Source organism: Giesbergeria sinuosa, from assembly GCF_042652905.1.
In the GTDB taxonomy this organism is placed as follows: Bacteria; Pseudomonadota; Gammaproteobacteria; order Burkholderiales; family Burkholderiaceae_C; genus Simplicispira; species Simplicispira sinuosa.
Window position 1 is genome coordinate 128,831 of the sequence record NZ_JBHSHJ010000008.1, and the last position, 21,883, is coordinate 150,713.

Genomic DNA, 21,883 nt, shown 5'->3' on the forward strand with positions numbered 1-21,883 from the left:
ATAAGGATGGATTTGCACCATGGATGACCAAGGGCTTAATGACGCCGCTGTATTTCTGATGTCTCTCGGCGAAGAAGAGGCGGCAGAGGTATTCAAGCATTTCTCACCCAAGGAAGTGCAAAAGCTCGGTGAGGCAATTGCACGTATGCGTTCAGTCTCACACGATAAGGTCAATGAGGTCGTGCTGAAGTTCACCAACGCGGCGGCGGCCCAGAGTTTGCTGGTCTCTGATACCAGCGACTATGTGCGCTCGGTGTTGCGCCGTGCGCTGGGCGACGACAAGGCATCTTTGCTGATTGATCGCATTTTGCAAGGTGGTGACGTCTCGGGCATTGAAAGCCTGAAGTGGATGGACCCCTTGTCAGTGGCCGAACTGTTGCGCAACGAGCACCCACAGATCATTGCTGCCATTTTGGTGCATCTGGACTACGAACAGGCAGCGGCGGTGCTCAAGCAATTTACCGACCGCCAGCGCAGCGAGGTGATGCTGCGTGTGGCCACCCTCGAAGGTATCCAGCCAGTAGCACTCAAAGATTTGAACGAGGTGTTGTTCAAGGTGCTGGCCGGTGGCGACAAAATTCGTAAGACCTCGCTCGGTGGTGTTAAAACAGCGGCAGAAATTATCAACCTGTTGGGTTCTAACATTGAAGCGTCGGTGCTCGAATCCATTGGCAGCCACGACCCAGAGCTGGCACAGAAGATCATGGACAAGATGTTCGTGTTCGAGCACATGGTCAAACTCGACGACCGCTCCATCCAGGTGGTGCTGCGCGAAGTGGCTTCCGAGACCTTGATTGTGGCTTTGAAGGGCGCTTCTGGCGAGTTGATGAACAAGTTTCTCAACAATATGTCCAAACGCGCCTCAGCTGCCCTCAAGGAAGATTTGGAGGCCCGTGGGCCTATGCGTCTGTCCGAGGTGGAGGAGCAGCAAAAGGAAATCATCAAGATTGTGCGCCGTCTGGCCGATGAGGGTCAGGTTGTGATTGGCGGTGGTGCTGATGACAGCTTCGTCTAAACCACGCAACGTCTATGCGCGCTTCATTCCTCGTGAAGAAGTGGCGCATGTGGTGCCGGTGCAGTTTTCTGCAGTCGATCAGGGTGGCTTTGCTGCCTTGACCTTTGGCCCCGCACAGTCGGCGGTAGAGCAAAAAGCCAAGGAAGAGGTACAGCGCCAGCAAGAACGCGAGCGTGAGCAGCAGATCTTGCAAGAGCAGCAGCAACAGTTGGAGCAGGCACGTCAAGATGCCTATGATTTGGGCTTGGAGCAGGGGTTGGCCCAAGGGCTGGAGCAAGGCCAGCAGCAAGGACGTACCGAGGCCACCCAAGAATGGCAGCAGCGCATGGACGCTTATGTTCAAGGGCAGGCCAAAGAGGCTGCAGCCCGGCTTGATGCTGTGGTGCGTGAGCTGGGGGCCGATCTCCAGGCCATGCAAGCGTATTTGGGTCAACATGTGCTGGAGTTGGCTTGTGACATTGCCCGCCAAGTGGTGCGCCAAGAGTTGCATATCAACCCCAAAGCCCTGGAGCCGGTGGTGCGCGAAGCCTTGGATATGCTGGTCACGGATGGTCGTCCGTCCACAGTGCGCCTCAACCCCGAAGACCATGCGGTGGTGGCGCAGGCGTTGCGTACAGAATTTGCCGATGGTGCTGTGCAGTGGGTTGCCGATGCCACAGTGGCCCCTGGGGGCTGCATGGTGGAGTTGGCGGGCACCGTGATCGACGGCCATTTGGAAAAGCGTTGGCAACGGGCCATTGCACCTTTAGGGCTCGATTTGCCTTGGCAGCCAGAGGTTGCGGCCCAAGGGGGGAGCGCCAGCCATGCCGACTGACAATCGCACCGCTGCTTGGGCGCAGTTCATGGACGGAGCCAAGGCGCGTGTTTCCAGTGGCGTGACGTTAGAGACGCGCGGCACTTTGACCCGCCTGACGGGTTTGGTGCTAGAGGCCACTGGAATCCGTGTGCCGGTGGGGTCGCAGTGTTTTTTGCACATGCCTGGCAAAGAGCCGGTATTGGCCGAGGTGGTTGGGTTTGAGGGCGAGCGTGCTTTTCTGATGCCAGCCGGTGACATCCACGGCATGTCCAGTGGTGCCAGTGTTGTGCCAGCGCCCCCGTATGTGCCTACTCCCCGTTGGGGCGAAGAAGTGCGTCCCGTCAGTGCGGTGGGCATGTTGCGTTTGCCAATGGGTGATGGACTGCTGGGCCGGGTGGTGGATTCTCAGGGCTTGCCGTTGGATCATGGTGGCCCACTCCAAAATGTGAGCGCAGAACCCATGAACCGGCAGCAGATCAATGCGATGGATCGCGATCCGGTGCGTACGCCACTCGATACGGGTGTGCGGGCTATCAATGCCCTGCTCACCGTGGGCCGTGGTCAGCGGTTGGGGCTGTTTGCAGGCTCGGGCGTGGGCAAGAGCGTATTGTTGGGCATGATGGCCCGCTATACCCGTGCGGATGTGATCGTGGTGGGGTTAATTGGTGAGCGGGGCCGCGAAGTCAAGGAGTTTGTTGAAGACATCTTGGGCGCTCAAGACCGGGGGCGCGCAGTGGTCGTGGCAGCACCTGCCGATGCACCTCCCCTCTTGCGTATGCAGGGGGCCGCTTATGCCACCGCAGTGGCCGAGCATTTTCGGGACAAGGGCAAGCATGTGTTGCTGCTCATGGATTCACTGACCCGCTATGCCATGGCACAGCGCGAAATTGCCCTAGCGATTGGCGAGCCACCGGCCACCAAAGGTTATCCACCATCGTGCTTTGCTAAATTGCCTGCTTTGGTCGAGCGCAGTGGCAATGGTTTGCATGGCGTAGGTTCTATCACCGCTTTTTATACCGTGCTCTCTGAAGGGGATGACCAGCAAGACCCAATTGCCGATTCTGCCCGTGCTATTTTGGATGGACACTTTGTTTTGTCGCGCTCATTGGCAGAGATGGGGCATTTTCCGGCCATTGATATTGAACAATCGGCATCCCGTGTCATGAACAATGTGGTCAGTCGTGAGCACTTTGAGCTGGCCCGCAAGTTTCGGGCAACCTATTCGCGTTACCAAAAAAGCCGTGATTTGATTCAGGTGGGGGCTTACATGAGTGGTTCCGATCCACTGCTGGACGATGCTATCCGGCGTCATCCAGTGATGGTGGCCTTTCTGCAACAAGGGATGCACGAGGCGTCTTCGCTCGAAGACAGTTGTGCAGCGATGGCCCACATCCTGAAGTGAACGGAGGGCGGACGCCATGTCTTCTGCACTGCGGGGTTTGATGGTGGCGGTAGAGGCCGCTGGCCGCCAGCGCGATGATGCCCGGCGGCTGCTGCAAAATGCCCGCAATGCCCAAATGGCCGCGCAAGGACAGATGGACCAGCTACAAGCCTACGCCAATGAAACCGAAGGTCGTTGGGGTATGCGGGCCAATGTCTCCATGGCCCCTGAGGTCATGTACCACCATTACCAGTTCATGGATCGCCTCGGCCATGCCATCGGTTTACAAACCACTGTGGTGCAAGACCATGAGCGCCGGGTAGCCCAAGCCCAGCAAGTGTTGTTACAGGCCGAACTGCGTTTGAGCAGTCTGCAAAAGCTGACGGACAAGCGCCGCCAAGAAATCGAGCAGGCCCAAGCCCGGCGCGAGCAGAAACAAACCGATGAACGTGCTGCCTTGCAGTACATCCAGCAACGCAAGGCCCATTGAGGGTTAGGAGCCTAGACCATGGAAAAAATGCACGTATCTTCTGCCAGCCATGCGGCCCCAACAGCCACAGCCAAAAACCGTGCTGCCGATACCCAAGGCCAGGCGGGCGCAGCAGGCGATTTTCTAGGGCTGTTGTCGGCGCTGGGCGACACCACATTTCAAGGTGGCGCAACAGGCACAGACCTCCTGCCCACCACAGATTCCAATCTTTCTTTGGTAACAGCAACGCCCGCTACAGACAGCCCGTCCACTGCCATCATGTCCTTGTTAGCCTTGCAGGCCGGCTTTGCTGGAAGCAATGGTTCCCCTATGGCACCATCGGCCAACAACGCTGGTATGGTCGATACCCATACTGCTGTGGGGGGCGTGGATGCATCGCGTACTGCGTTGGTGTCAACAGCCACTACTGGTATTTTGCAAGTCCCAGACCAGATGTTGGCAACAGGTTCTCGTGGCATGACCCTTGCCAGTGGCGGGGGGGAGTTGGGGTTGGTAGCGCAAACAGCTGCTTTCGATGGCGCCGTTGAATCTCAGGCCACCCAAGGTATTGGGGGGGCTACAGGGGGTGGTAAGAAAATAGCAGGCCGGAGCTTGGTCGGCACAGCCTCCTCCTCCGAGCTATCGGCAGCCCGTACGGCCAGTAACCTGCGCTCAGAGCCGTTAGATCGTTCCATGTCCAACGCGGTGGCTGCCGCATCGGTGCAGACGGCCGCCATACTGACCGAGACGCAACGCCAGTTTCATGAGGGGATGTCCAGCGTCCAGACAATGTCTCGGGATGCCGGGCTGCCTGTGTCCGTGGCCCCTAGCGGTGCATCGTTGGAGGGGGTATTGGCACAGAGTGGTCAAAGTGCGGCGCGTGGCGGGGAAGGGCGCAGCGCGTTTGCTCAGAATCCCGATACAGGCAGTCTGTCTGCATTGGCTGGGCCAGGGGTTGAGCCCACCACGTTGGGTGAAAACCCTGTGTTTGATTTGGCTGCTGCCTTGCCTGCGGAAGATGCAGTGGCTGAACAGGTCTCTTACTGGGTCAATCAGAACATCCAAAATGCCGAGTTGACGGTTGAGCATGCGGGGCATCCGGTGGAGGTCACGGTGGCCCTCAGTGGTAACGAAGCCCATGTTTCGTTCCGCAGTGATCAGGGGGAGACACGGGCGTTGCTCGATGCCAGTGTGGCGCAACTGCGTGAGCTATTGGAAGGTCAAGGGCTGGTACTGTCTGGCATGACCGTAGGCGATTCAGCCACCCAAGGCAGTGGCAACCAGAATAGCGAGCAGCGCAACGGAGCCAACCCAGAGACACGTCAAACCACAGTGCAGGCCAGCGTAGCCACAGAAGGCAATCGCCATGCTGGCGTGGTCACTGACAAGGCCGTCGATATTTTTGTCTGATGCACCAGCAGTGACAGCTCTCGTTAGCCCCCAGATGCTTGGAGAATGCCAAGGGTTTGCTGTTTTATTCTGGCTATTATCGGAGAATCGCTGTGCCCATAATGCACCCCATCTCCCGGAGCATGCCCGTGTCCTGAGCGTAGGGCATCTTCCGCTTGTTGCAAGGAAACTCCATCGTGTCATCTAACACCCCGGCTGACGAGTCTGCCACCCCGCCTGCTAAGGGCAAGAAAAAATTGCTCATCATTGGCGCTGTCGTGTTCGTGCTGCTCCTTGTCGCAGGAGGCGGTGCCTTCTGGGTCATGTCCCAGCGCCAGGCCGGTGGCGAGGAAGGTGAAGCTGCCCATACAGAATCCAAGGCTACCGTACCAACCTTCTTGCCCTTAGAAAACATGGTGGTCAATTTGGCCGACCCGGGGGGGGAGCGTTTTGTCCAGTTGGGCATTACCTTGGAGGTGGGTGACGAAAAAATGGCCGACCAGCTCAAAAAGCTCATGCCTAGCGTGCGCAGTAGCATCTTGATGCTGGTGTCGCAACGCACGGCAGAAGATTTGCTGCGCTTAGAAGGTAAAGAAAAATTGGCCGCCGACATTCAGCGCGAGGCGGGCAAGGCTTTGGGGTTCAAGCCACCTGCTGCGCGGGCGGTCGAGGAAGAAGAAGATTCGGCCCCACGCCGGCGCCAGAATCCGGTGCGTCGGGTGTTGTTCTCCAGCTTTATCATTCAATGACGCTGATGAGGGCGCTGCCATGAGCGAATCATTCTTATCCCAAGAAGAGGTTGATGCCCTTCTAGAGGGCGTGACTGGCGAGAGCCAGAAAAATGCTGAAGAAGTCCATGAAGATGGCGAGGTTCGCCGCTACGACATCTCCAGCCAAGAGCGGATTGTTCGTGGGCGCATGCCGACGATGGAAATTGTCAACGAGCGTTTTGCCCGTAATTTCCGTATCGGCTTGTTCAACTTTATCCGCCGCAGCCCCGAAATTTCGGTGGGCACGGTGGCGGTGCAGCGTTACAGCGCCTTTTTGCGCGAACTGGCGGTGCCTACCAACTTCAATATCGTTGCTATCCGACCCTTGCGTGGCAGTGGCTTGATTGTTTGCGAGCCCTCCTTGGTGTTTGGCATCATCGATACCCTGTTTGGGGGGGTAGGTAAATTCCAGACTCGGATTGAAGGGCGTGATTTTTCCCCCACCGAGCAGCGCATCATCAACCGTTTGGTGGATGTGATTTGTGCTGAGTACAAAAAGGCGTGGCACGGTATTTATCCGTTGGAGCTGGAGTACCAGCGTTCTGAAATGCAGCCGCAGTTTGCCAACATCGCCACCCCCAGCGAAATCGTTGTCTCCACTGCATTTCAGTTAGAAATTGGCGATCTGGCTGGGGCCATTCATATTTGTATGCCCTATGCCACGATGGAGCCTATCCGGGATGTGCTCTACTCCTCCACACAGGGTGACTCCATTGAGGTAGATCGCCGCTGGGTGCGGGTGCTAACGCGTGAGATACAGTCGGCAGAAGTGACACTGGTGGCCGAGTTGGCACGGGCTGATGCCACCGTAGAGCAGCTGCTGGCCATGAAACCGGGTGACTTCATTGAACTCGACCGTGAACCCCGCATTCGCGCCTCCATTGGGGGCGTGCCGGTGTTCAATTGTCAATATGGCACACACAACGCTAAATACGCAATTCGCATCGAAGAATGTCTGCGCACCACAGACTTGAGTTGGATGGGAGATAAGAATGGCAAATGAAGACGGAAACAAGCCCGCAGGTGATGACGCCTTTGCGGGTTGGGCTGAAGCACTGGAAGAGCAGAAAAAGGCGGACGACCACACCAGCATTGATGCTGAGCAGGGTGGGCCGCTAGCGGGCGAGTCATTGCGGGCCTTTGGTGGTGCCGCAGAAGCCCCTCCTATCAACGACATCAACATGGTGCTGGACATTCCAGTGCAGTTATCGGTCGAGTTGGGACGCACCAAAGTGCCTATCAAATACATCCTGCAATTGGCTCAGGGCTCTGTCGTAGAGCTGGATGCACTGGCAGGTGAGCCGATGGACGTGCTCGTGAATGGCTACCTGATTGCACAAGGTGAAGTGGTGGTGGTGAACGACAAATTCGGTATTCGTCTGACCGATGTAGTCACCCCCTCGGAGCGGCTGCGCCGCGTCAGCCGTGGCGGATAGTGGCAGCATGGCCCAGACCTTGGTGGTCGTGGTACTTTTTATAGGTGCCTTGGCTATGGCGCCTTGGTTGTTGCGCTATTGGCAGCAACGCCATGCAGCCGCACAGACCCAGGCCGGTGTGGCCGCCAAAGTGTTATCGGTCGTGGCGGTGGGGCCACAGCAGCGCGTTGTCACGGTAGAAATTGCCGCCGACCATGAAAAAACCCGATTGGTGTTGGGTGTGACAGCACAGCAAATCAGTTGCTTGCATGTATTGCCCACCACGGTCTGCACCCCAACGGCGCCAGTGCCGTTTGCCCAAGTAGTGGCGCAGGCTAGCCAGGCCATCAGCCCCAAGGATGTGGGCCATGCGTGAGGGCGAGCGCAAGACAATGGCGGGGGTGGCCGCCGTCGGTCTGTTGGCGCTGGCATTGCCCAGTCCAGTGCTGGCCCAGGCCGCAGGTAGCCTGCCGATTTTGGTAGGTTCTGGGGGTTCGGGCACCAGTTTTTCTGTCCCCATCCAGACATTGCTGTTCTTTACAGCGTTGTCTTTTTTGCCAAGCATCTTGCTGATGATGACCGGGTTCACACGGATCGTCATTGTGTTGTCTCTGATTCGCCAAGCGTTGGGCACCCAGTCGGCACCGCCCAACCAAGTCATCATTGGCTTATCGTTGTTCCTGACACTCTTTGTCATGGGGCCCACCTTGGACAAGGTCTACAAGGAGGCCTATGTGCCCTACACCACCAATGCCATCACCTTTGAGCAGGCCGTGGCTAAGGCAGAGGCACCCATGCGGACTTTCATGCTCAAACAGACGCGCCAGTCAGACTTTTCCTTGTTTGCTAAGCTGGCCAAACTAGACCCAGCCACCACGGCAGAGGCTGCACCTTTGCGGGTGTTGGTGCCCGCTTTTGTGACGAGTGAGCTCAAGTCGGCTTTCCAGATTGGGTTCATGATCTTCATACCGTTTCTGGTCATCGATATGGTGGTCTCTAGCATCTTGATGTCGCTGGGGATGATGATGTTGTCACCCGTGTTGGTGGCCTTGCCTTTCAAGCTGATGCTGTTTGTGCTGGCCGATGGTTGGAACCTGCTGGTAGGCTCACTGGCCGCTAGCTTTGTCACCTGACGAAAGACATCCATGACACCGCAAATGGTTCTCACCATTGGGCGCGAGGCGCTCACTCTGCTGCTGATGATTTCCATGCCCGTGTTGGGTGTGGTGTTGGCCGTAGGCCTGCTGGTGAGCATTTTTCAGGCCGTCACCCAAATCCACGAAGCCACACTGGCCTTTGTGCCCAAACTGGTGGCTGCCATGATTGTTTTCTCTATTGCTGGGCCGTGGATGCTCAGTACGTTGGTGGACTATATCCGCCGCACGATTGAGTCTATTCCTGGAATCATGGGCTAGATGGCTGCGTCGGGCCTGATCACCTTTTCTGAGGCACAGCTGGTGGGGTGGCTGTCGCCTATCCTTTGGCCTTTTCTGCGGGTGCTTGCTTTGTTCACAGCCGCACCGCTTTTTTCTATCCGTGCCATTCCTGCCCGGGCCAAGGTAGGATTGGCTTTTTTTATTGCAGTGTGCGCACAGCCCATGCTGGCAGATCAGCCTTTGGTCATGTTCAATGGCCCTGCTGCGCTGGGGGCTGTCATGCAGCAATTGGCTGTCGGCTTGGCCTTGGGGTTTGCGGTGCGCTTAGTCTTTGCCTCGGTGGAGTTGGCCGGTGAGATTGTGGGCTTGCAGATGGGCCTGAACTTTGCTTCCTTTTTTGACCCCACCAGCAATGCCCAGATTAGTGCGGTCGGGCGGTTTTTTGGGCAGATGGCCCTGCTGCTTTTTGTGGTCATCAACGGGCATTTGTTGTTGATCATGGCCGTGGTAGAGAGTTTTACCCACTTCCCAACCGACGGAAACTTTTTACAGGCTTTGGGCCGGATGAAGTTGCATGAACTGGGGGCTTCATTGTTCTCCAGTGCGATGTGGATTGCATTGCCACTGATGGCTTTGCTGCTGTTCGTCAACCTGACGATGGGCATCATTTCACGGGTCGCGCCACAAATGAACATCTATGCGGTGGGTTTTCCTGTCACCCTGACCGTTGGGCTGTTAGGTATCACGGCCACCTTGCCCATGCTGGAGCAACCCATCCTCACCTTGCTACAGCAGGCGATTGACTTGTTTGCCACCCGGCATTAGGCACGGGTACAGTTGACATCCTCCCCTGCCTAAAAGCAAGGGATTCCTACCGCGCCAGTCACAAGCATAGTGCTTGTGCTGGTCGCCTCGGTGGGTTCCTGCTTCACTGAGGCTGCACGCTTAGGTCTTGCAACTTTGGCGCGGCTGACATCCTCTCCACAGGCTAACAAGCGTAATCCACGCTCTAAAACATTCATGGCCCCCACCACATCCGCGTGGTTTTGGTAGCCACAGGCTACACACAGAAACTGCGCCTGTGTGCGCCGATTGTCCTTGGACACATGAGCGCAAGCCGGACAGGTGCAGCTGGTGTTTTGCGGCAATACCGCTACCAGCATCCCGCCCGACCATTGCAGTTTATATTCCAGTTGTCGCCGAAACTCGCTCCAACCTTGATCAAGGTTGGAGCAATTCAGGCCCGACTTGGCCTTGACATTTTTACCCGGCTGCTCCCGGCTGCCTTGTGCAGACTTGGATATATTGCCCACCTGCAAGTCTTCGATACAAACGAGCGCGTGGTTTTGGCTGATCGCTGTAGTGGCTTTGTGCAGGAAGTCTTTGCGGCAGTTTGCAATCCGCGTGTGAATTTTTTGGACTTTGGCTTTTTCCTTGTTCCAGTTGCTGCTAAATTTCACCTTGCGCGCCATGCGCCGCTGGTAGCGGGCCAGCCGGATTTGGTGGTGCTTGAAACTGTTCAGCGGCGCTAAAAAATCGCCGTCGCTGAAGGTGGCAAAGCGGGTAATGCCTACGTCGATGCCGATGGCGCTAGTGGCTTGTGGGATGAGTGCTTCTACTTTGCGCTCGGTCTGAATCGACACATACCATTTGCCCGCCCGGTAGCTGACGGTAGCGTTTTTGGGTGTGCCCAGCAGCGGGCGCGATAGGCGCAGGCGCATCCAGCCCAATTTGGGCAGAAAGACGCGCCCATTGGCTTCATCGAGCTTGAACTGCTTGGCATCGGGGTAGCGAAAGCTCTGTTTGCCGCTTTTTTTCTTGAACTGCGGGAAAGCTGCACGTTGGGCAAAAAAGTGTTGATAAGCCCTGTCTAAGTCTTTGAGCGCATGTTGCAAGGGATGCACTGGGGCTTCTTTCAACCACGGCGTCTCTGGCCCGTTGCGCCAGTCGGTCAGCTGCTTGGCCATTGCCACATAGCCGATGAACTTGCCTCCAGCCTCATGATTGGCTTTTTGCAACGCCAGCGCCTTGTTGAAAACGAAGCGGCAAGCCCCCGCAAAACGGTGCATTTCACGCTTTTGCTGACCATTGGGCCGCAATTCAAATTGAAAGGCTTGCAGACGTTGCATCGTCCAATGCTACTTGGCCTATGAGAAAAAACAACGATATTCGTCACGGAAGACATTGTGTTTTCCTCATGCACGTCCATTTGGTTTTTGTCACAAAATACCGACGCGACGTATTCAATGACCAAATTCTGAACGATCTACGCCCCATCTTGGCCAAGGTCTGCACCGATTTTGAAGCCGAACTGGTCGAGTTCGATGGGGAAGATGACCATGTGCATTTACTGGTGAACTATCCGCCCAAGGTTTCGGTCTCTGCCTTGGTCAACAGCCTCAAGGGCGTACCGAGCCGAATGATTCGGCAAAAAAAATTACCCCAGCATTCGACAAAAACTCTGGGGCCGATCGCTATGGTCGCCACCGTACTTTGCGGGCAGTTGTGGTGGAGTACCTATCGAGGTGATTCGTCAGTATATGGAACAACAGCAAATGCCGTATTGAGCGATCAAACCAGTTGGTTGCGGATGGCATACACCGTCAGTTCGGCGTTGTTGGACAGCCCCAGTTTTTCCAGCACCCGTGAACGATAGACACTGACAGTTTTCGGACTCAAGGTCAGTTCTTCGGCAATTTCCGACAGCCGCCTGCCTGTGGCAATTTTCAATAGGGTTTGTAATTCGCGCTCCGATAAAGCCGTGTGCGGCGCCTCTGGTGTGCGTTCGGACACGCTCTCCGCCAGCATTTGCGCTACCTCGGGGGTCAGGTATTTGCGACCTTGGAAAATGGTGCGCACAGCGTCAATCAAGGCCATCGGATCAGCCGCCTTGTTGGCATACCCCTGTGCGCCCGCCCGTAGACAACGCACAGCATACTGGTCTTCCGGATACATTGACACCACCAGCACCTTGATAGCTGAATCTGTTTCCTTCAGGCTGCTCAGTACCTCAAGACCGCTGCGCCCCGGCATATTCAGATCCAACAACAGCACATCGCACAGAGCGTTGCGCAGCACCTCCCGCAGTTCGGGATAGCTGCCAGCCTCGCCAGTGATCTGTATGTCAGGAGCCTCAGCCAAGGTATCACGGATGCCACGGCGCACTACGGCATGGTCATCACAAAGCACCACATGGATCATGTTCGCTCGTCTCCTGTGAAGGGGTGTGTAGAGACCAGGGGCACAGAAAGAATCAGTGAGGTACCCTGTCCTGGTCGACTGCTGATATCTAGCCAGCCATCTACCATTCTGGCCCGCTCTTGCAATCCCTTGATGCCAAAGGCTTTGGGTTTTTCGAGCGCACGCATGTCCAACCCCTGGCCGTTGTCAGCAACTTCCAGCGTTAGCATGCCCTCAGAGTCTGACAGATCAATGCGTACCTGTGTGGGAGCGGCATATTTTGAGATATTGGTCAGCGCCTCTTGAGCGGTACGGTAGGCCACCAGTTGCACGGCGTCACTCAGTGGCATACTGGGGGCGCTGGCTACCATTTTGACTGGCACATTCGTGCGACGTTCAAAATCTTCGGCCAACCACTGCACTGCCGCCACCAGACCTTGGTCCAGAATGGGTGGGCGCAGATTCATCATAATGCGCTGGCTTGCCCCAATCGCATGTTGCAGCATGTTGGTTGCTGCTTGGGCATGGTCGCGCACCCCTTCTTGTGTGCTGTGGCGTCCAATCCAGGCCAAATCAAAGCGAATCGCCGTCAGCGCACCGCCAATGTCATCGTGAATTTCTCGGGCAATGGCCGCCCGTTCTTGCTCAATCGAGCTTTGCAAATGCTCGGTCAATTCGGCCAACCGCTTTTGGGAGGCGGCCAACTCTTGCACAGCTTGCTCGCGCAAGCGGCGGGATTCGTGTACCTCGCAGGCGCGTTGCATCACATGGGGCAGCCGGGCCATATCATCTTTGAGCACATAGTCGGCAATACCTAGGCGGATCGCATCTACGGCAGCCTTCTCACCAATGGCACCAGACAGCAAAATAAAAGGTGGGTGATTGGGATTTTGGACAATCAATTGCCAAGCATCCATCGCAGTAAAGCCAGGCAGTTGGTAGTCGGCCAAGATCACATCAATCGGATGATGGGCCATCAGTGTCTGAAAGGCCTCTAAAGAGTCCGCATGATGGATGTCAAACACCAGTGGTGCCCGGCGCAAGGTCATGACCGTCAGACGGTGATCCGCCAAGGAGTCTTCCAGATGCAAAATGGAAAGGCGCTGCTCTGGGTCGTGGCGAGCCATGGGTGACGCTATCATAGGACAGAAGTTCAAACAGCTGAAAGTGTGCTGGAATGGTGATAAACAGGCAGTACGGGTGGGGGAGACATACTCTGAGCCTGTGCAAGTGCGATACCACGATAGGATAGTGCAGCACGTGTGCTATGCAAACGAGACGCAGCCTTGGAGAAACAATGCAACCAACCCTAACAAAAACTGGAGTCCCTGGCGTGCAGGTGCCTGTGATGGTGGCTGCCGATTTACAGGATTCCCTGATGGTGGTGATGCACGATCTGCATCGGTTGGAGGGGCTTTTGGGTCATGCCGCAGACAAGCTCCTAGAAAATTTCAGTCAAGCCAATGATGCACTCAATGATCCAGCATTGGGTGAATCCGAAGAGGTACTCCGTGTTCGTACGGCCTTGCGCCGGGCGGTGACTGAGCTACAGTTCCAAGATATGGCATCTCAGTTGATCGGGCACACCACCAAGGTGCTACAAGCCTGTGCATTCCGGTTGGCCGCCGAAACTATGGGAGATGATGAGGGTGAAGAAGCCGCTTCGTTTGTGGGCATTGAGCCTGAACGCCCCAACCCTGTCACGCAAAGCGAGATGGATGCAGGCTCCATTGAGCTGTTTTGAACGGCACAATCCGAGTTATATACAAATTCTTGCAAATTCTGTTGGAGCCTTACATGCAATCGATTCTTGCCGTTGATGACTCGCCATCCATGCGAAAAATGGTGGCCTTCACCCTGACCGGGGCTGGCTACCATGTTGTCGAGGCGGTAGACGGTCAGGATGCCTACGAAAAAGCGCAAGATCAAGACATTGCGCTGGTCTTGGCTGATCAGAACATGCCCCGGCTTGATGGTCTGGGGCTGACACGCAAGCTGCGTGAGCACCCCAAGTTCAAGACAACCCCCATTCTGATTCTTACCACCGAATCGAGCGACCAGATGAAGCAGGCAGGACGCAGTGCCGGAGCCACGGGTTGGCTGGTCAAGCCCTTCGATCCCAACCGGCTCATTGAAGTGATCCGGAAAGTCATTCGTTAATTGTGATGCACAGCTACCGCACGTACACAGGAGCCCCGCATGGGTGAAAGCTATCAAGAAGGCACAGGGTCAGGGGCAGATTTTGACCTTACCCAGTTCTACCAGATCTTTTTCGAGGAGGCTGGTGAGAACCTCGATCAGATGGAACGCATCCTGCTGGCGCTCGATGTAGCGGCGGTTAGCGATGAGGATCTCAATGGCATCTTCCGTTGTGCCCATTCCATCAAAGGAGGCGCTGCCACCTTCGGCTTTGCTGATGTGGCTGAGTTAACCCATCAAATGGAGTCGCTCCTCGATCGTTTGCGTCGGCATGAGTTGCAGCTCATCCCCGAGATGATCGATGTCTTGTTAGAGTCCGCAGACGCATCGCGCAGTCTGTTGGCCCGTCACCAAGCCGGTGGACAAGGGGAGGCCTTGTCCACTACCGATTTGGTGGCACGTATTCGCCAGTTGGTCTCTGGCGTGGTGCCTGCACCAGTGCAGGCGCCACCGCCTCCACCACCTCCTGCACCAGCCCCCGCACCTGTTGCCGCAGCGCCAGTGGTTTTGGAGCCGTTGCCGCCTGGTGTGCGCCGCTTAGAAATTCGCATTGGCCCCTTGCCGTTGGTAGAGCAGGCGGACGCGGTCAAGGAGCTGTTCCGTGATATTCCCGGCTTGGGCACCATCAGTGACCTTGCCTGTGCAGACGCTGGTACCCGACTGTTTGCCGTCGAGACATCCTCTACCAATGAAGACCTGCTGGATCTGTTTGCTTTCCACGTCTCCAAGGAGCAAGTGCAGATACGGTCTATGGATCTGGCCGCTGTAGCCCAGCCACCAGTGGCTGCTGCTCCCCAGGCTGGGGCCGAGCATCCTTACGGCTTGTTTGGTGATGTGGCCGCGGCGCCATCTGAGTCCGTGGCGCCTCCAGCACCAGCACCAGCACCTGTCCCGGCATTGGCACCTGCTGCTGCTCCAGCCCCGGTCAGCAGTGGCGCACCCAAGATCAGTAGCCAAGCAGCACAGATGGAGTCCACCACCATCCGGGTGGCAGTCAACAAGGTCGATCAATTGATCAACTTGGTGGGCGAGTTGGTCATTACCCAAGCCATGTTGGCCCAGAACAGTCGTGGGCTGGATGCTGCCGTCTACCAGCAACTGCTGGCTGGTTTGGCCGATCTCGATCGCAACACCCGCGACCTGCAAGAATCGGTCATGTCGATCCGCATGATCCCGATGTCGGTGGTGTTCAGTCGTTTCCCGCGCATGTTGCGTGATCTGGCGAACAAGTTGGGCAAAAAGGTGGATTTTGTCACCCACGGCGAGGCCACCGAGTTGGACAAAGGGTTGGTAGAAAAAATCACCGACCCACTCACCCACTTGGTTCGTAATAGCTGTGATCATGGCATTGAAATGCCTGCCGAGCGCCTGGCCAAGGGTAAGCCTGAAAATGGCACCATCATCCTGTCTGCATCGCACCAAGGTGGCTCTATCGTCATTGAGGTGCGTGATGATGGCAAGGGACTGTCTCGGGAAAAGATCCTGAATAAGGCGCGTGAGCGGGGTCTGGACGTTTCTGATCAAATGCCAGATGCCGAAGTTTGGATGCTCATCTTTGCTCCTGGCTTTTCCACAGCAGAAGTCATCACTGACATTTCGGGCCGTGGTGTGGGGTTGGACGTTGTCAAACGTAATATCGCAGCCCTCAATGGCACTGTAGAGATCGAATCCTTCGAAGGCCAGGGCATGAAAGTAGCGGTGCGTTTGCCGCTAACGCTGGCCATCATGGACGGCATGTCTGTGGGTGTTGGCGATGAGGTCTACATCCTGCCTTTGTCCTCGGTAGTCGAATCCTTTCAGGTCAATCCCGATGATGTCAGCACCGTGGCGCAGGGCGCGCAGCTGGTCAAGGTTCGAGACGAATACATGCCTGTCATTGCCTTGGAGCGCATTTTCCAAGTGCCCCGGGTCAATCAAGAAAAATCCAGCACCATCATGGTGGTGGTAGAGGCCGATGGCTCGCGCGTGGCGCTGTTGGTAGACGAGTTGCTGGGGCAGCACCAAGTGGTGGTGAAAAATCTCGAAAGCAACTATCGCAAGGTGCCAAATGTCTCCGGAGCCACTATTTTGGGTGATGGTAAGGTGGCGCTTATTTTGGATATTGGCGGCTTGGTTCGTCGGGCACGTTATTGATCGTTAAGCCTGCACATAGAAAATTCAATGTGCAGGCTTGGCATGTGATAAAAGGAAATTCACCATGAGCGTAGTGGGAAAAACGGCTGACAATGTATCTTCAGGAGCACGGGAATATCTTACATTTCGCCTTGATCAAGAAGAGTATGGTATTGATATTCTGAAGGTTCAGGAAATACGTGGATATGAAGCTCCCACACGTATTGCTAACGCACCAGAGTTTATTAAAGGCGTTGTAAATTTGAGAGGCACTATTGTGCCGATCGTAGATATGCGACTCAAGTTTAATTGCTCGCATGTAGAATACAATAGTTTCACGGTTGTCATTATTCTCAATCTGCGTCAGCGGGTGGTTGGTATCGTAGTCGATTCTGTTAGTGATGTGATGGAATTGGCGCCAGAGAGTATTCGTGCTGCACCAGATATTGATAGTGTCATTGATAATGGATGTATCCTTGGCCTTGGCTCTGTCGGAGATCGAATGCTGATTCTGTTGGATATTGAAAAACTGATGTCCAGTGTAGATATGGGCTTGGTTTCTATGGGTGATTGATGTAGATTCAATCTTCAGCCAGCAAGTTAATAATTAATTTGCTGGCGTAAAGGGTGTGGCTATCGATAAATAGACAGTAATTTGCAGAACTCATCTCCTATGCGCCACACCAAACTATCGAATCCTCCTCGGTCTGTAGAAACTTCCTTTCCATCGGGGTTAGATACATCGGGCCCCTTAGAGCAAGGGCGTGAGTTTGCGTGGTCTGATGCCGACTTTTCTCGTGTTCAAGCACTCATTTATCAGCGTGCAGGCATCAGCCTCCATGACGGTAAACATGCGATGGTGTATAGCCGACTCTCTCGGCGGCTACGTGAAACTGGGCATACCAGCTTTCGGGAGTATCTTGACTGGTTAGAAAAACACGATGGGCTGGAGTGGCAAGAATTTATCAATGCACTCACTACCAATCTAACGGCATTCTTTCGTGAGCAACACCACTTTGAAATATTGGCAGAGCATTTGCGTTCCAAGCCCGCCGGAAATTCATGGCGTGTTTGGTGCAATGCAGCTTCTACAGGAGAGGAGCCCTATTCAATCGTCATGACAGCCTTGGAAGCGTTGGGGGCACATGCCCACTTTAAGCTCACTGCCAGTGATATTGATTCACGGGTATTGGCTACTGCAGCACAGGGCGTTTATAGAATGGAGGCCATGAAGGGGCTGAGTCAAGAGCGGTTGCAGAAGTTCTTTCTGCGTGGTAAAGGATCTAACATTGGTTTACTACGTGTCAAACCAGATCTGCGCAGCTTGATTGAGTTCATGATTGTCAATTTGATTCGAGATGATTGGCCGTTTCGTGAGCCGTTCGATGCGGTTTTTTGCCGTAACGTGATGATTTATTTTGATGCTAAAACACAGCGTAGTGTGCTTGAACGTATCCATCGGGTACTCAAGCCCGGAGGGCTGTTGTTTGTGGGGCATGCAGAAAATTTTAGTGAATCGCGTGATCTTTTTACCTTGCGAGGTAAAACGGTGTATGAGCGGCGTTGATGTTGAGCATCCCTCTTTTCGCTCAGTGGTGGTGCCTTCATGTTTAATTTTCGTTCTGCATCGGTTGCTCCTGCCATACCTCTCAAGGCCAGTGGGCATGGATCTTCCATTTCTGCCCCTGCACAAAATACAGCACCGTCCAGTTCTAACGAGGCATCTAAAGATGTTTCGCTAGAGATATTAAAATCACAACCCCGGCGACCAGGGCAAGCAAGCTTCTTTTTCTTTGACCATCATTTTCAACATAATGCAGTTAAAGTCCTCCCCGGCGAATATTTTGTATCTGACAAAAAAATAATTATCATGACTGTCTTAGGGTCATGTATTGCTGCTTGTTTGTGGGATAGCCGAATGCAGGTGGGCGGAATGAACCATTTCATGCTCCCAGAGGGCGATGCGTTGGATGTTTCAGGGCGTTATGGTTCTTATGCAATGGAGCTATTGATCAACGAGATGCAGAAAATGGGCGCCCGACGTGAAACTATGCAAGCCAAGATTTTTGGGGGTGCCCAGGTTATGCATAATTTCACGACCATGAATGTCGGAGAGCGAAACACCCAGTTTGTTGTCAATTATTTGCGTACAGAGAGAATACCAATTGTCTCTGAAGATGTGATGGATATCTATCCGCGCAAGGTAGTATTCTTTCCCACTACAGGAAAGGCGATGGTCAAGCGGCTTGCCCATGCACATCCTGATGTACTTGCACAGGAAAAGCGTGGCAATGCCGCTGCGGTAGTACAAACTACCGCAGGTGGTTCGGTGGATTTGTTTTAATGAGAAAAAGGCTGGTCGATGAGCAGGAAAATCCGAGTAATTGTGGTGGATGATTCAGCGTTGGTACGCAGCTTGCTCGCAGAAATCATCAATCGCCAGCATGATATGGAGTGCATCGGTACTGCCCATGATCCTTTGATCGCCCGAGAAATGATCCGCGAGATGAATCCAGACGTCATCACATTGGATGTCGAAATGCCTCGTATGGACGGGATTGATTTTCTGGGGCGCCTCATGCGTTTGCGGCCCATGCCTGTGGTGATGGTGTCCACCCTGACAGAGCGTGGTGCAGAAGTCACTTTGAAGGCACTTGAGTTGGGCGCAGTCGACTTTGTAGCCAAACCACGGGTGGGGCTGGCCACTGGGCTGCAAGAGTTGGCAGGTCAGATTGTAGAAAAAATCCGGGTAGCAGCAGTGGCCCATGTTCATCGTATTCAGCGTCCTCCAGTAGTGGCAGCCAAGACAGAAGGGCCGACAGCGGCAGCCTTTGCTCCTACCAGTAGTCTTTTAGGGCGTGTTTCTACCGAAAAGTTGATATTTATCGGTGCCTCTACGGGCGGGACAGAAGCCATCAAGGAAATCTTGGTGCAATTGCCTGCGGACTGTCCTGCAATTGTGATCACTCAGCACATGCCACCAGGGTTCACCACCAGTTTTGCGGCACGTCTCAATGGCTTGTGCCAAATCACTGTCAAAGAGGCCGTGCACGGTGAGCGCATACTGCCTGGGCATGCTTACATTGCACCGGGTGGTAAACAGTTCTCTATCAGTCGCAGTGGTGCAAATTATGTAGCTGTGGTGGATGATGGCCCCCCAGTCAATCGCCACAAACCCTCTGTGGAGGTATTGTTCAAGTCGGCTGCTGCTGTGGTGGGGCGCAATGCTTTTGGCATCATGCTCACAGGCATGGGGGCAGATGGGGCCAGTGCAATGCGTGAGATGCGTGATGCAGGCAGCTACAACTATGTTCAGGACGAAGCCAGTTGCATTGTGTTTGGTATGCCTCGAGAAGCTATTGCCCGGGGCGCTGCCGATGAGGTATTGCCATTAAACCAGATCGCATCGGCACTGATTACACGTCTGCATGGCACGTCAGACAAAGCACATCACCGTATTTGAAGTGGTCGGTGCTGTCCGTACCACCACTTCACTGTGCTGGCTTTGCGGATCAGGCAGAGAGTTCTGTCCAGCGTTCTAAAGCTGCCATCAGTGCCTCTTCGATTTCACTCTCACGGGTGTGCAATGCCATCGCATGGGCCGGGTCTTTGCTATACAGAGCCCCATCCGCCAACTCTGCTTGGATAGATTTTTGTTCGGCTTCCAGAGCCTCGATTTGTCCGGGCAATTGCTCTAGGTCACGTTGATCTTTGTAGCTCAATTTGCGTTTGGTAGGTTGCTCACGCTTATTTTCGGCAAGTTCTTTCTGCTGGTTCCGTTCCTTCTCGGGCGGTACAGGAGTACTGTTTGGGGCTGTAGTCGCAGTGATTTCCCGGCTCCGGCGCGACTGAATCAACCAATCTTCTACGCTACCTTCGTACTCGCGCCACAGACCATCACCCTCAAAAGCAATGGTGCTGGTCACCACATTGTCCAAGAATGTTCGGTCATGGCTCACTAGGAACACTGTGCCTTCATAGCTTTGCAGTAGATCCTCTAATAAATCGAGCGTCTCGATGTCCAAATCGTTGGTAGGCTCGTCGAGCACTAGCACATTGGCTGGACGTGCAAACAGCCGAGCCAGCAGCAACCGGTTGCGCTCCCCCCCAGAAAGCGAACGTACTGGAGAGTGGGCACGGGCAGGCGAAAAGAGAAAGTCTCCTAAATAGCTCTTGACGTGTTTGCGTTGTGTGCCAATCTCAATCCATTCACTGCCAGGGCTGATGAAGTCTTCCAGTGTTGCATCCAGATCAATCTTATGGCGCATCTGGTCAAAATACGCCACTTGTAGGTTGGCACCTTGTCGTATCCGTCCGCTGTCCGCGGCCAACTCGCCCAGAATCAGTTTGAGCAGGGTTGTCTTGCCGGCGCCATTGGGGCCAATCAGCCCGACCTTGTCACCACGCAAAATCGTACCGCTGAAATGGCGAACAACCATTTTTTCACCAAACGATTTAGAAACATCGTCCAGTTCAGCCACGATCTTGCCACTGGGGGTACCAGACGCTAGGTCCATTTTCACACTACCCAAGGTTTCTCGGCGTGCCGCCCGGCGGGTACGCAAAGCCTCTAGGCGGGCAACACGGCTCTGGCTACGGGTGCGCCGGGCCTCCACGCCCTTGCGTATCCAAATCTCCTCCTGTGCTAGCAACTTGTCTGCCTTGGCCGAGATCGTTTCCTCTTGTGCCAATTGTTCCTGCTTTTGCAGTTGGTACTGGGCAAAATTGCCGGGGTAAGAGCGTAATGCTCCCCGATCTAATTCAACAATGCGAGTAGCGATATTGTCCAAGAAGCTCCGGTCATGGGTGATCGTGACAACGCTACCCGGAAAGTCCAGCAGCAAGCTCTCCAGCCATTCAATAGAGTCCAAATCTAGGTGGTTGGTGGGCTCATCCAGCAGCAGTACATCAGGGCGTGTTACGAGCGCCTGTGCCAAGGCAACCCGTTTTTTAGTACCACCAGAAAGATTGCCAACCCGCTCTGCCGGATCCAGATGCAACCGTTGCAGTGTCTCTTCTACACGTTGTTCCCAATTCCAAGCATCAAAAGCTTCAATCTGTGTTTGCAGTGCATCCAGATCGACACCTTCTTTGCCTTCTAGGTACTGCTCACGCAAAGCGATGACTGCTGCCAAACCTTCCGACGTTGCCTGAAAAACGGATGTGTCTGCATCTAGTACAGGCTCTTGGGCCACATAAGCAATTCGAACTCCTTGCTGCACATGTTTGTTGCCGTCATCAGGGAGTGCCAAGCCCCCCAAAATTTTGAGCAACGAGGACTTGCCAGCACCGTTGCGGCCAATCAGGCCGACCCGTTCCCCCGCCTCCAGCGAGAAGTTGGTGTGATCCAGTAGAGCCACATGCCCGAAGGCCAGCTGCGCGTTGAGTAATGTAATCAGTGCCATGATGTAGCCCATTATCAGTGCCGTGCCAGTACGATCACGATCACCTTTCCAGACGATCATCACAAAAACCGATCAATCTGGTTCCACAGACCTGATAGTGCCAAAATTTGGTGCTACAATGCGCCCCTTGCTGCCGATAAGGACCAGTTGTTCACACAACCAACCCATCAGCAACAACTTGAACTCCCCACGGTTTAAGCAGTAGTCGCAAAGATTTCTCAAGTTTTCTTGCCATTGCTGCTAAATTCGATGTAGAATTCGAGGCTTCGCTACTAAGCAATGTTTGATACCAAGCGTGCTAAGTAAGCGGCAAGGATTTCAAGGTGGCGGGAATTAAAAACCCCATGCTTTGACAGGAGATAAAAACTTCTGATAT

General features: G+C 54.6%; 23 protein-coding genes and 1 pseudogene. 20 read left to right on the forward strand and 4 right to left on the reverse strand.

The window, feature by feature from the left end:
- Nucleotides 1–19: 19 nt before the first annotated feature.
- From fliG to fliR, 12 genes are all read left to right on the forward strand, one after another.
- On the forward strand, nt 20–1,015 hold the full coding sequence (gene fliG, locus ACFO6X_RS11210) for a flagellar motor switch protein FliG (protein WP_382433031.1): 996 nt from the start codon (nt 20–22) through the stop codon (nt 1,013–1,015).
- Complete coding sequence (locus ACFO6X_RS11215) at nt 999–1,829, forward strand: FliH/SctL family protein (protein ID WP_382433033.1); 831 nt, start codon at nt 999–1,001, stop codon at nt 1,827–1,829. Before fliG ends, ACFO6X_RS11215 begins: the two co-directional genes overlap by 17 nt.
- A complete protein-coding gene (fliI, locus tag ACFO6X_RS11220; RefSeq protein WP_382433035.1) occupies nt 1,819–3,213 on the forward strand; it encodes a flagellar protein export ATPase FliI in 1,395 nt (464 codons plus the stop codon). Before ACFO6X_RS11215 ends, fliI begins: the two co-directional genes overlap by 11 nt.
- 16 nt (nt 3,214–3,229) lie before the next feature.
- Nucleotides 3,230–3,682 carry a flagellar export protein FliJ gene (gene fliJ, locus ACFO6X_RS11225; protein WP_382433037.1) on the forward strand — a complete coding sequence of 151 codons (453 nt, stop codon included), beginning with the start codon at nt 3,230–3,232 and terminating at the stop codon, nt 3,680–3,682.
- 18 nt (nt 3,683–3,700) lie between these two features.
- On the forward strand, nt 3,701–5,071 hold the full coding sequence (locus ACFO6X_RS11230; protein WP_382433039.1) for a flagellar hook-length control protein FliK: 1,371 nt from the start codon (nt 3,701–3,703) through the stop codon (nt 5,069–5,071).
- A 176-nt stretch (nt 5,072–5,247) separates the two neighbouring features.
- The gene (locus ACFO6X_RS11235; RefSeq protein ID WP_382433041.1) at nt 5,248–5,799 is read left to right on the forward strand and encodes a flagellar basal body-associated FliL family protein; all 552 of its coding nucleotides are present in this window, start codon (nt 5,248–5,250) and stop codon (nt 5,797–5,799) included.
- 19 nt (nt 5,800–5,818) lie between these two features.
- Nucleotides 5,819–6,823 carry a flagellar motor switch protein FliM gene (fliM, locus tag ACFO6X_RS11240; RefSeq protein ID WP_382433043.1) on the forward strand — a complete coding sequence of 335 codons (1,005 nt, stop codon included), beginning with the start codon at nt 5,819–5,821 and terminating at the stop codon, nt 6,821–6,823.
- The gene (fliN, locus tag ACFO6X_RS11245) at nt 6,813–7,256 is read left to right on the forward strand and encodes a flagellar motor switch protein FliN (RefSeq protein ID WP_382433045.1); all 444 of its coding nucleotides are present in this window, start codon (nt 6,813–6,815) and stop codon (nt 7,254–7,256) included. The genes fliM and fliN overlap by 11 nt, the downstream gene beginning before the upstream one ends.
- A 7-nt stretch (nt 7,257–7,263) precedes the next feature.
- Entirely contained in the window at nt 7,264–7,611 is a 348-nt protein-coding gene (locus ACFO6X_RS11250; RefSeq protein WP_382433047.1) for a FliO/MopB family protein, read from the forward strand.
- The gene (fliP, locus tag ACFO6X_RS11255) at nt 7,604–8,368 is read left to right on the forward strand and encodes a flagellar type III secretion system pore protein FliP (protein WP_382433049.1); all 765 of its coding nucleotides are present in this window, start codon (nt 7,604–7,606) and stop codon (nt 8,366–8,368) included. The genes ACFO6X_RS11250 and fliP overlap by 8 nt, the downstream gene beginning before the upstream one ends.
- A 12-nt stretch (nt 8,369–8,380) precedes the next feature.
- Nucleotides 8,381–8,650 (forward strand): flagellar biosynthesis protein FliQ, encoded by a 270-nt coding sequence (gene fliQ / locus ACFO6X_RS11260; RefSeq protein WP_382433051.1) that lies wholly within the window; start codon nt 8,381–8,383, stop codon nt 8,648–8,650.
- 15 nt (nt 8,651–8,665) lie between these two features.
- Nucleotides 8,666–9,436 carry a flagellar biosynthetic protein FliR gene (gene fliR, locus ACFO6X_RS11265; RefSeq protein ID WP_382433079.1) on the forward strand — a complete coding sequence of 257 codons (771 nt, stop codon included), beginning with the start codon at nt 8,666–8,668 and terminating at the stop codon, nt 9,434–9,436.
- A 29-nt stretch (nt 9,437–9,465) separates the two neighbouring features.
- On the opposite strand, the gene ACFO6X_RS11270 is transcribed toward fliR, so the two are convergent.
- Nucleotides 9,466–10,740, reverse strand: a complete 1,275-nt coding sequence (locus ACFO6X_RS11270) for an RNA-guided endonuclease InsQ/TnpB family protein (protein ID WP_382433053.1) — start codon at nt 10,738–10,740, stop codon at nt 9,466–9,468.
- 20 nt (nt 10,741–10,760) lie between these two features.
- On the opposite strand from ACFO6X_RS11270, the pseudogene tnpA reads away from it, so the two are divergent.
- A pseudogene (tnpA, locus tag ACFO6X_RS11275) lies at nt 10,761–11,178 on the forward strand (IS200/IS605 family transposase).
- Nucleotides 11,179–11,182: 4 nt separating this feature from the next.
- Here tnpA and ACFO6X_RS11280 read toward each other — a convergent pair.
- Together ACFO6X_RS11280 and ACFO6X_RS11285 are read right to left on the reverse strand one after the other, a co-directional pair.
- The gene (locus ACFO6X_RS11280; protein ID WP_382433055.1) at nt 11,183–11,812 is read right to left on the reverse strand and encodes a response regulator; all 630 of its coding nucleotides are present in this window, start codon (nt 11,810–11,812) and stop codon (nt 11,183–11,185) included.
- On the reverse strand, nt 11,809–12,933 hold the full coding sequence (locus ACFO6X_RS11285; protein ID WP_382433057.1) for a hybrid sensor histidine kinase/response regulator: 1,125 nt from the start codon (nt 12,931–12,933) through the stop codon (nt 11,809–11,811). Before ACFO6X_RS11285 ends, ACFO6X_RS11280 begins: the two co-directional genes overlap by 4 nt.
- Nucleotides 12,934–13,088: 155 nt before the next feature.
- On the opposite strand from ACFO6X_RS11285, the gene ACFO6X_RS11290 reads away from it, so the two are divergent.
- The 7 genes from ACFO6X_RS11290 (at nt 13,089) to ACFO6X_RS11320 (ending at nt 19,565) form a co-directional block, all read left to right on the forward strand.
- A complete protein-coding gene (locus ACFO6X_RS11290; RefSeq protein ID WP_382433059.1) occupies nt 13,089–13,535 on the forward strand; it encodes a hypothetical protein in 447 nt (148 codons plus the stop codon).
- Between the two features lie 53 nt (nt 13,536–13,588).
- The gene (locus tag ACFO6X_RS11295; protein ID WP_382433061.1) at nt 13,589–13,951 is read left to right on the forward strand and encodes a response regulator; all 363 of its coding nucleotides are present in this window, start codon (nt 13,589–13,591) and stop codon (nt 13,949–13,951) included.
- 39 nt (nt 13,952–13,990) lie between these two features.
- Nucleotides 13,991–16,123 (forward strand): chemotaxis protein CheW, encoded by a 2,133-nt coding sequence (locus tag ACFO6X_RS11300; protein WP_382433063.1) that lies wholly within the window; start codon nt 13,991–13,993, stop codon nt 16,121–16,123.
- Nucleotides 16,124–16,187: 64 nt separating this feature from the next.
- The gene (locus ACFO6X_RS11305; RefSeq protein WP_382433065.1) at nt 16,188–16,676 is read left to right on the forward strand and encodes a chemotaxis protein CheW; all 489 of its coding nucleotides are present in this window, start codon (nt 16,188–16,190) and stop codon (nt 16,674–16,676) included.
- Between the two features lie 99 nt (nt 16,677–16,775).
- Nucleotides 16,776–17,669, forward strand: a complete 894-nt coding sequence (locus ACFO6X_RS11310) for a CheR family methyltransferase (protein ID WP_382433067.1) — start codon at nt 16,776–16,778, stop codon at nt 17,667–17,669.
- A gap of 39 nt (nt 17,670–17,708) precedes the next feature.
- Nucleotides 17,709–18,446, forward strand: coding sequence for a chemoreceptor glutamine deamidase CheD (gene cheD / locus ACFO6X_RS11315; RefSeq protein WP_382433069.1), 738 nt, complete (start codon nt 17,709–17,711; stop codon nt 18,444–18,446).
- Nucleotides 18,447–18,464: 18 nt separating this feature from the next.
- The gene (locus ACFO6X_RS11320) at nt 18,465–19,565 is read left to right on the forward strand and encodes a protein-glutamate methylesterase/protein-glutamine glutaminase (protein WP_382433071.1); all 1,101 of its coding nucleotides are present in this window, start codon (nt 18,465–18,467) and stop codon (nt 19,563–19,565) included.
- A gap of 49 nt (nt 19,566–19,614) precedes the next feature.
- On the opposite strand, the gene ACFO6X_RS11325 is transcribed toward ACFO6X_RS11320, so the two are convergent.
- Nucleotides 19,615–21,507: an ATP-binding cassette domain-containing protein gene (locus ACFO6X_RS11325; protein ID WP_382433081.1), complete on the reverse strand. Its 1,893-nt coding sequence runs from the start codon at nt 21,505–21,507 to the stop codon at nt 19,615–19,617.
- Nucleotides 21,508–21,883: the final 376 nt, after the last annotated feature.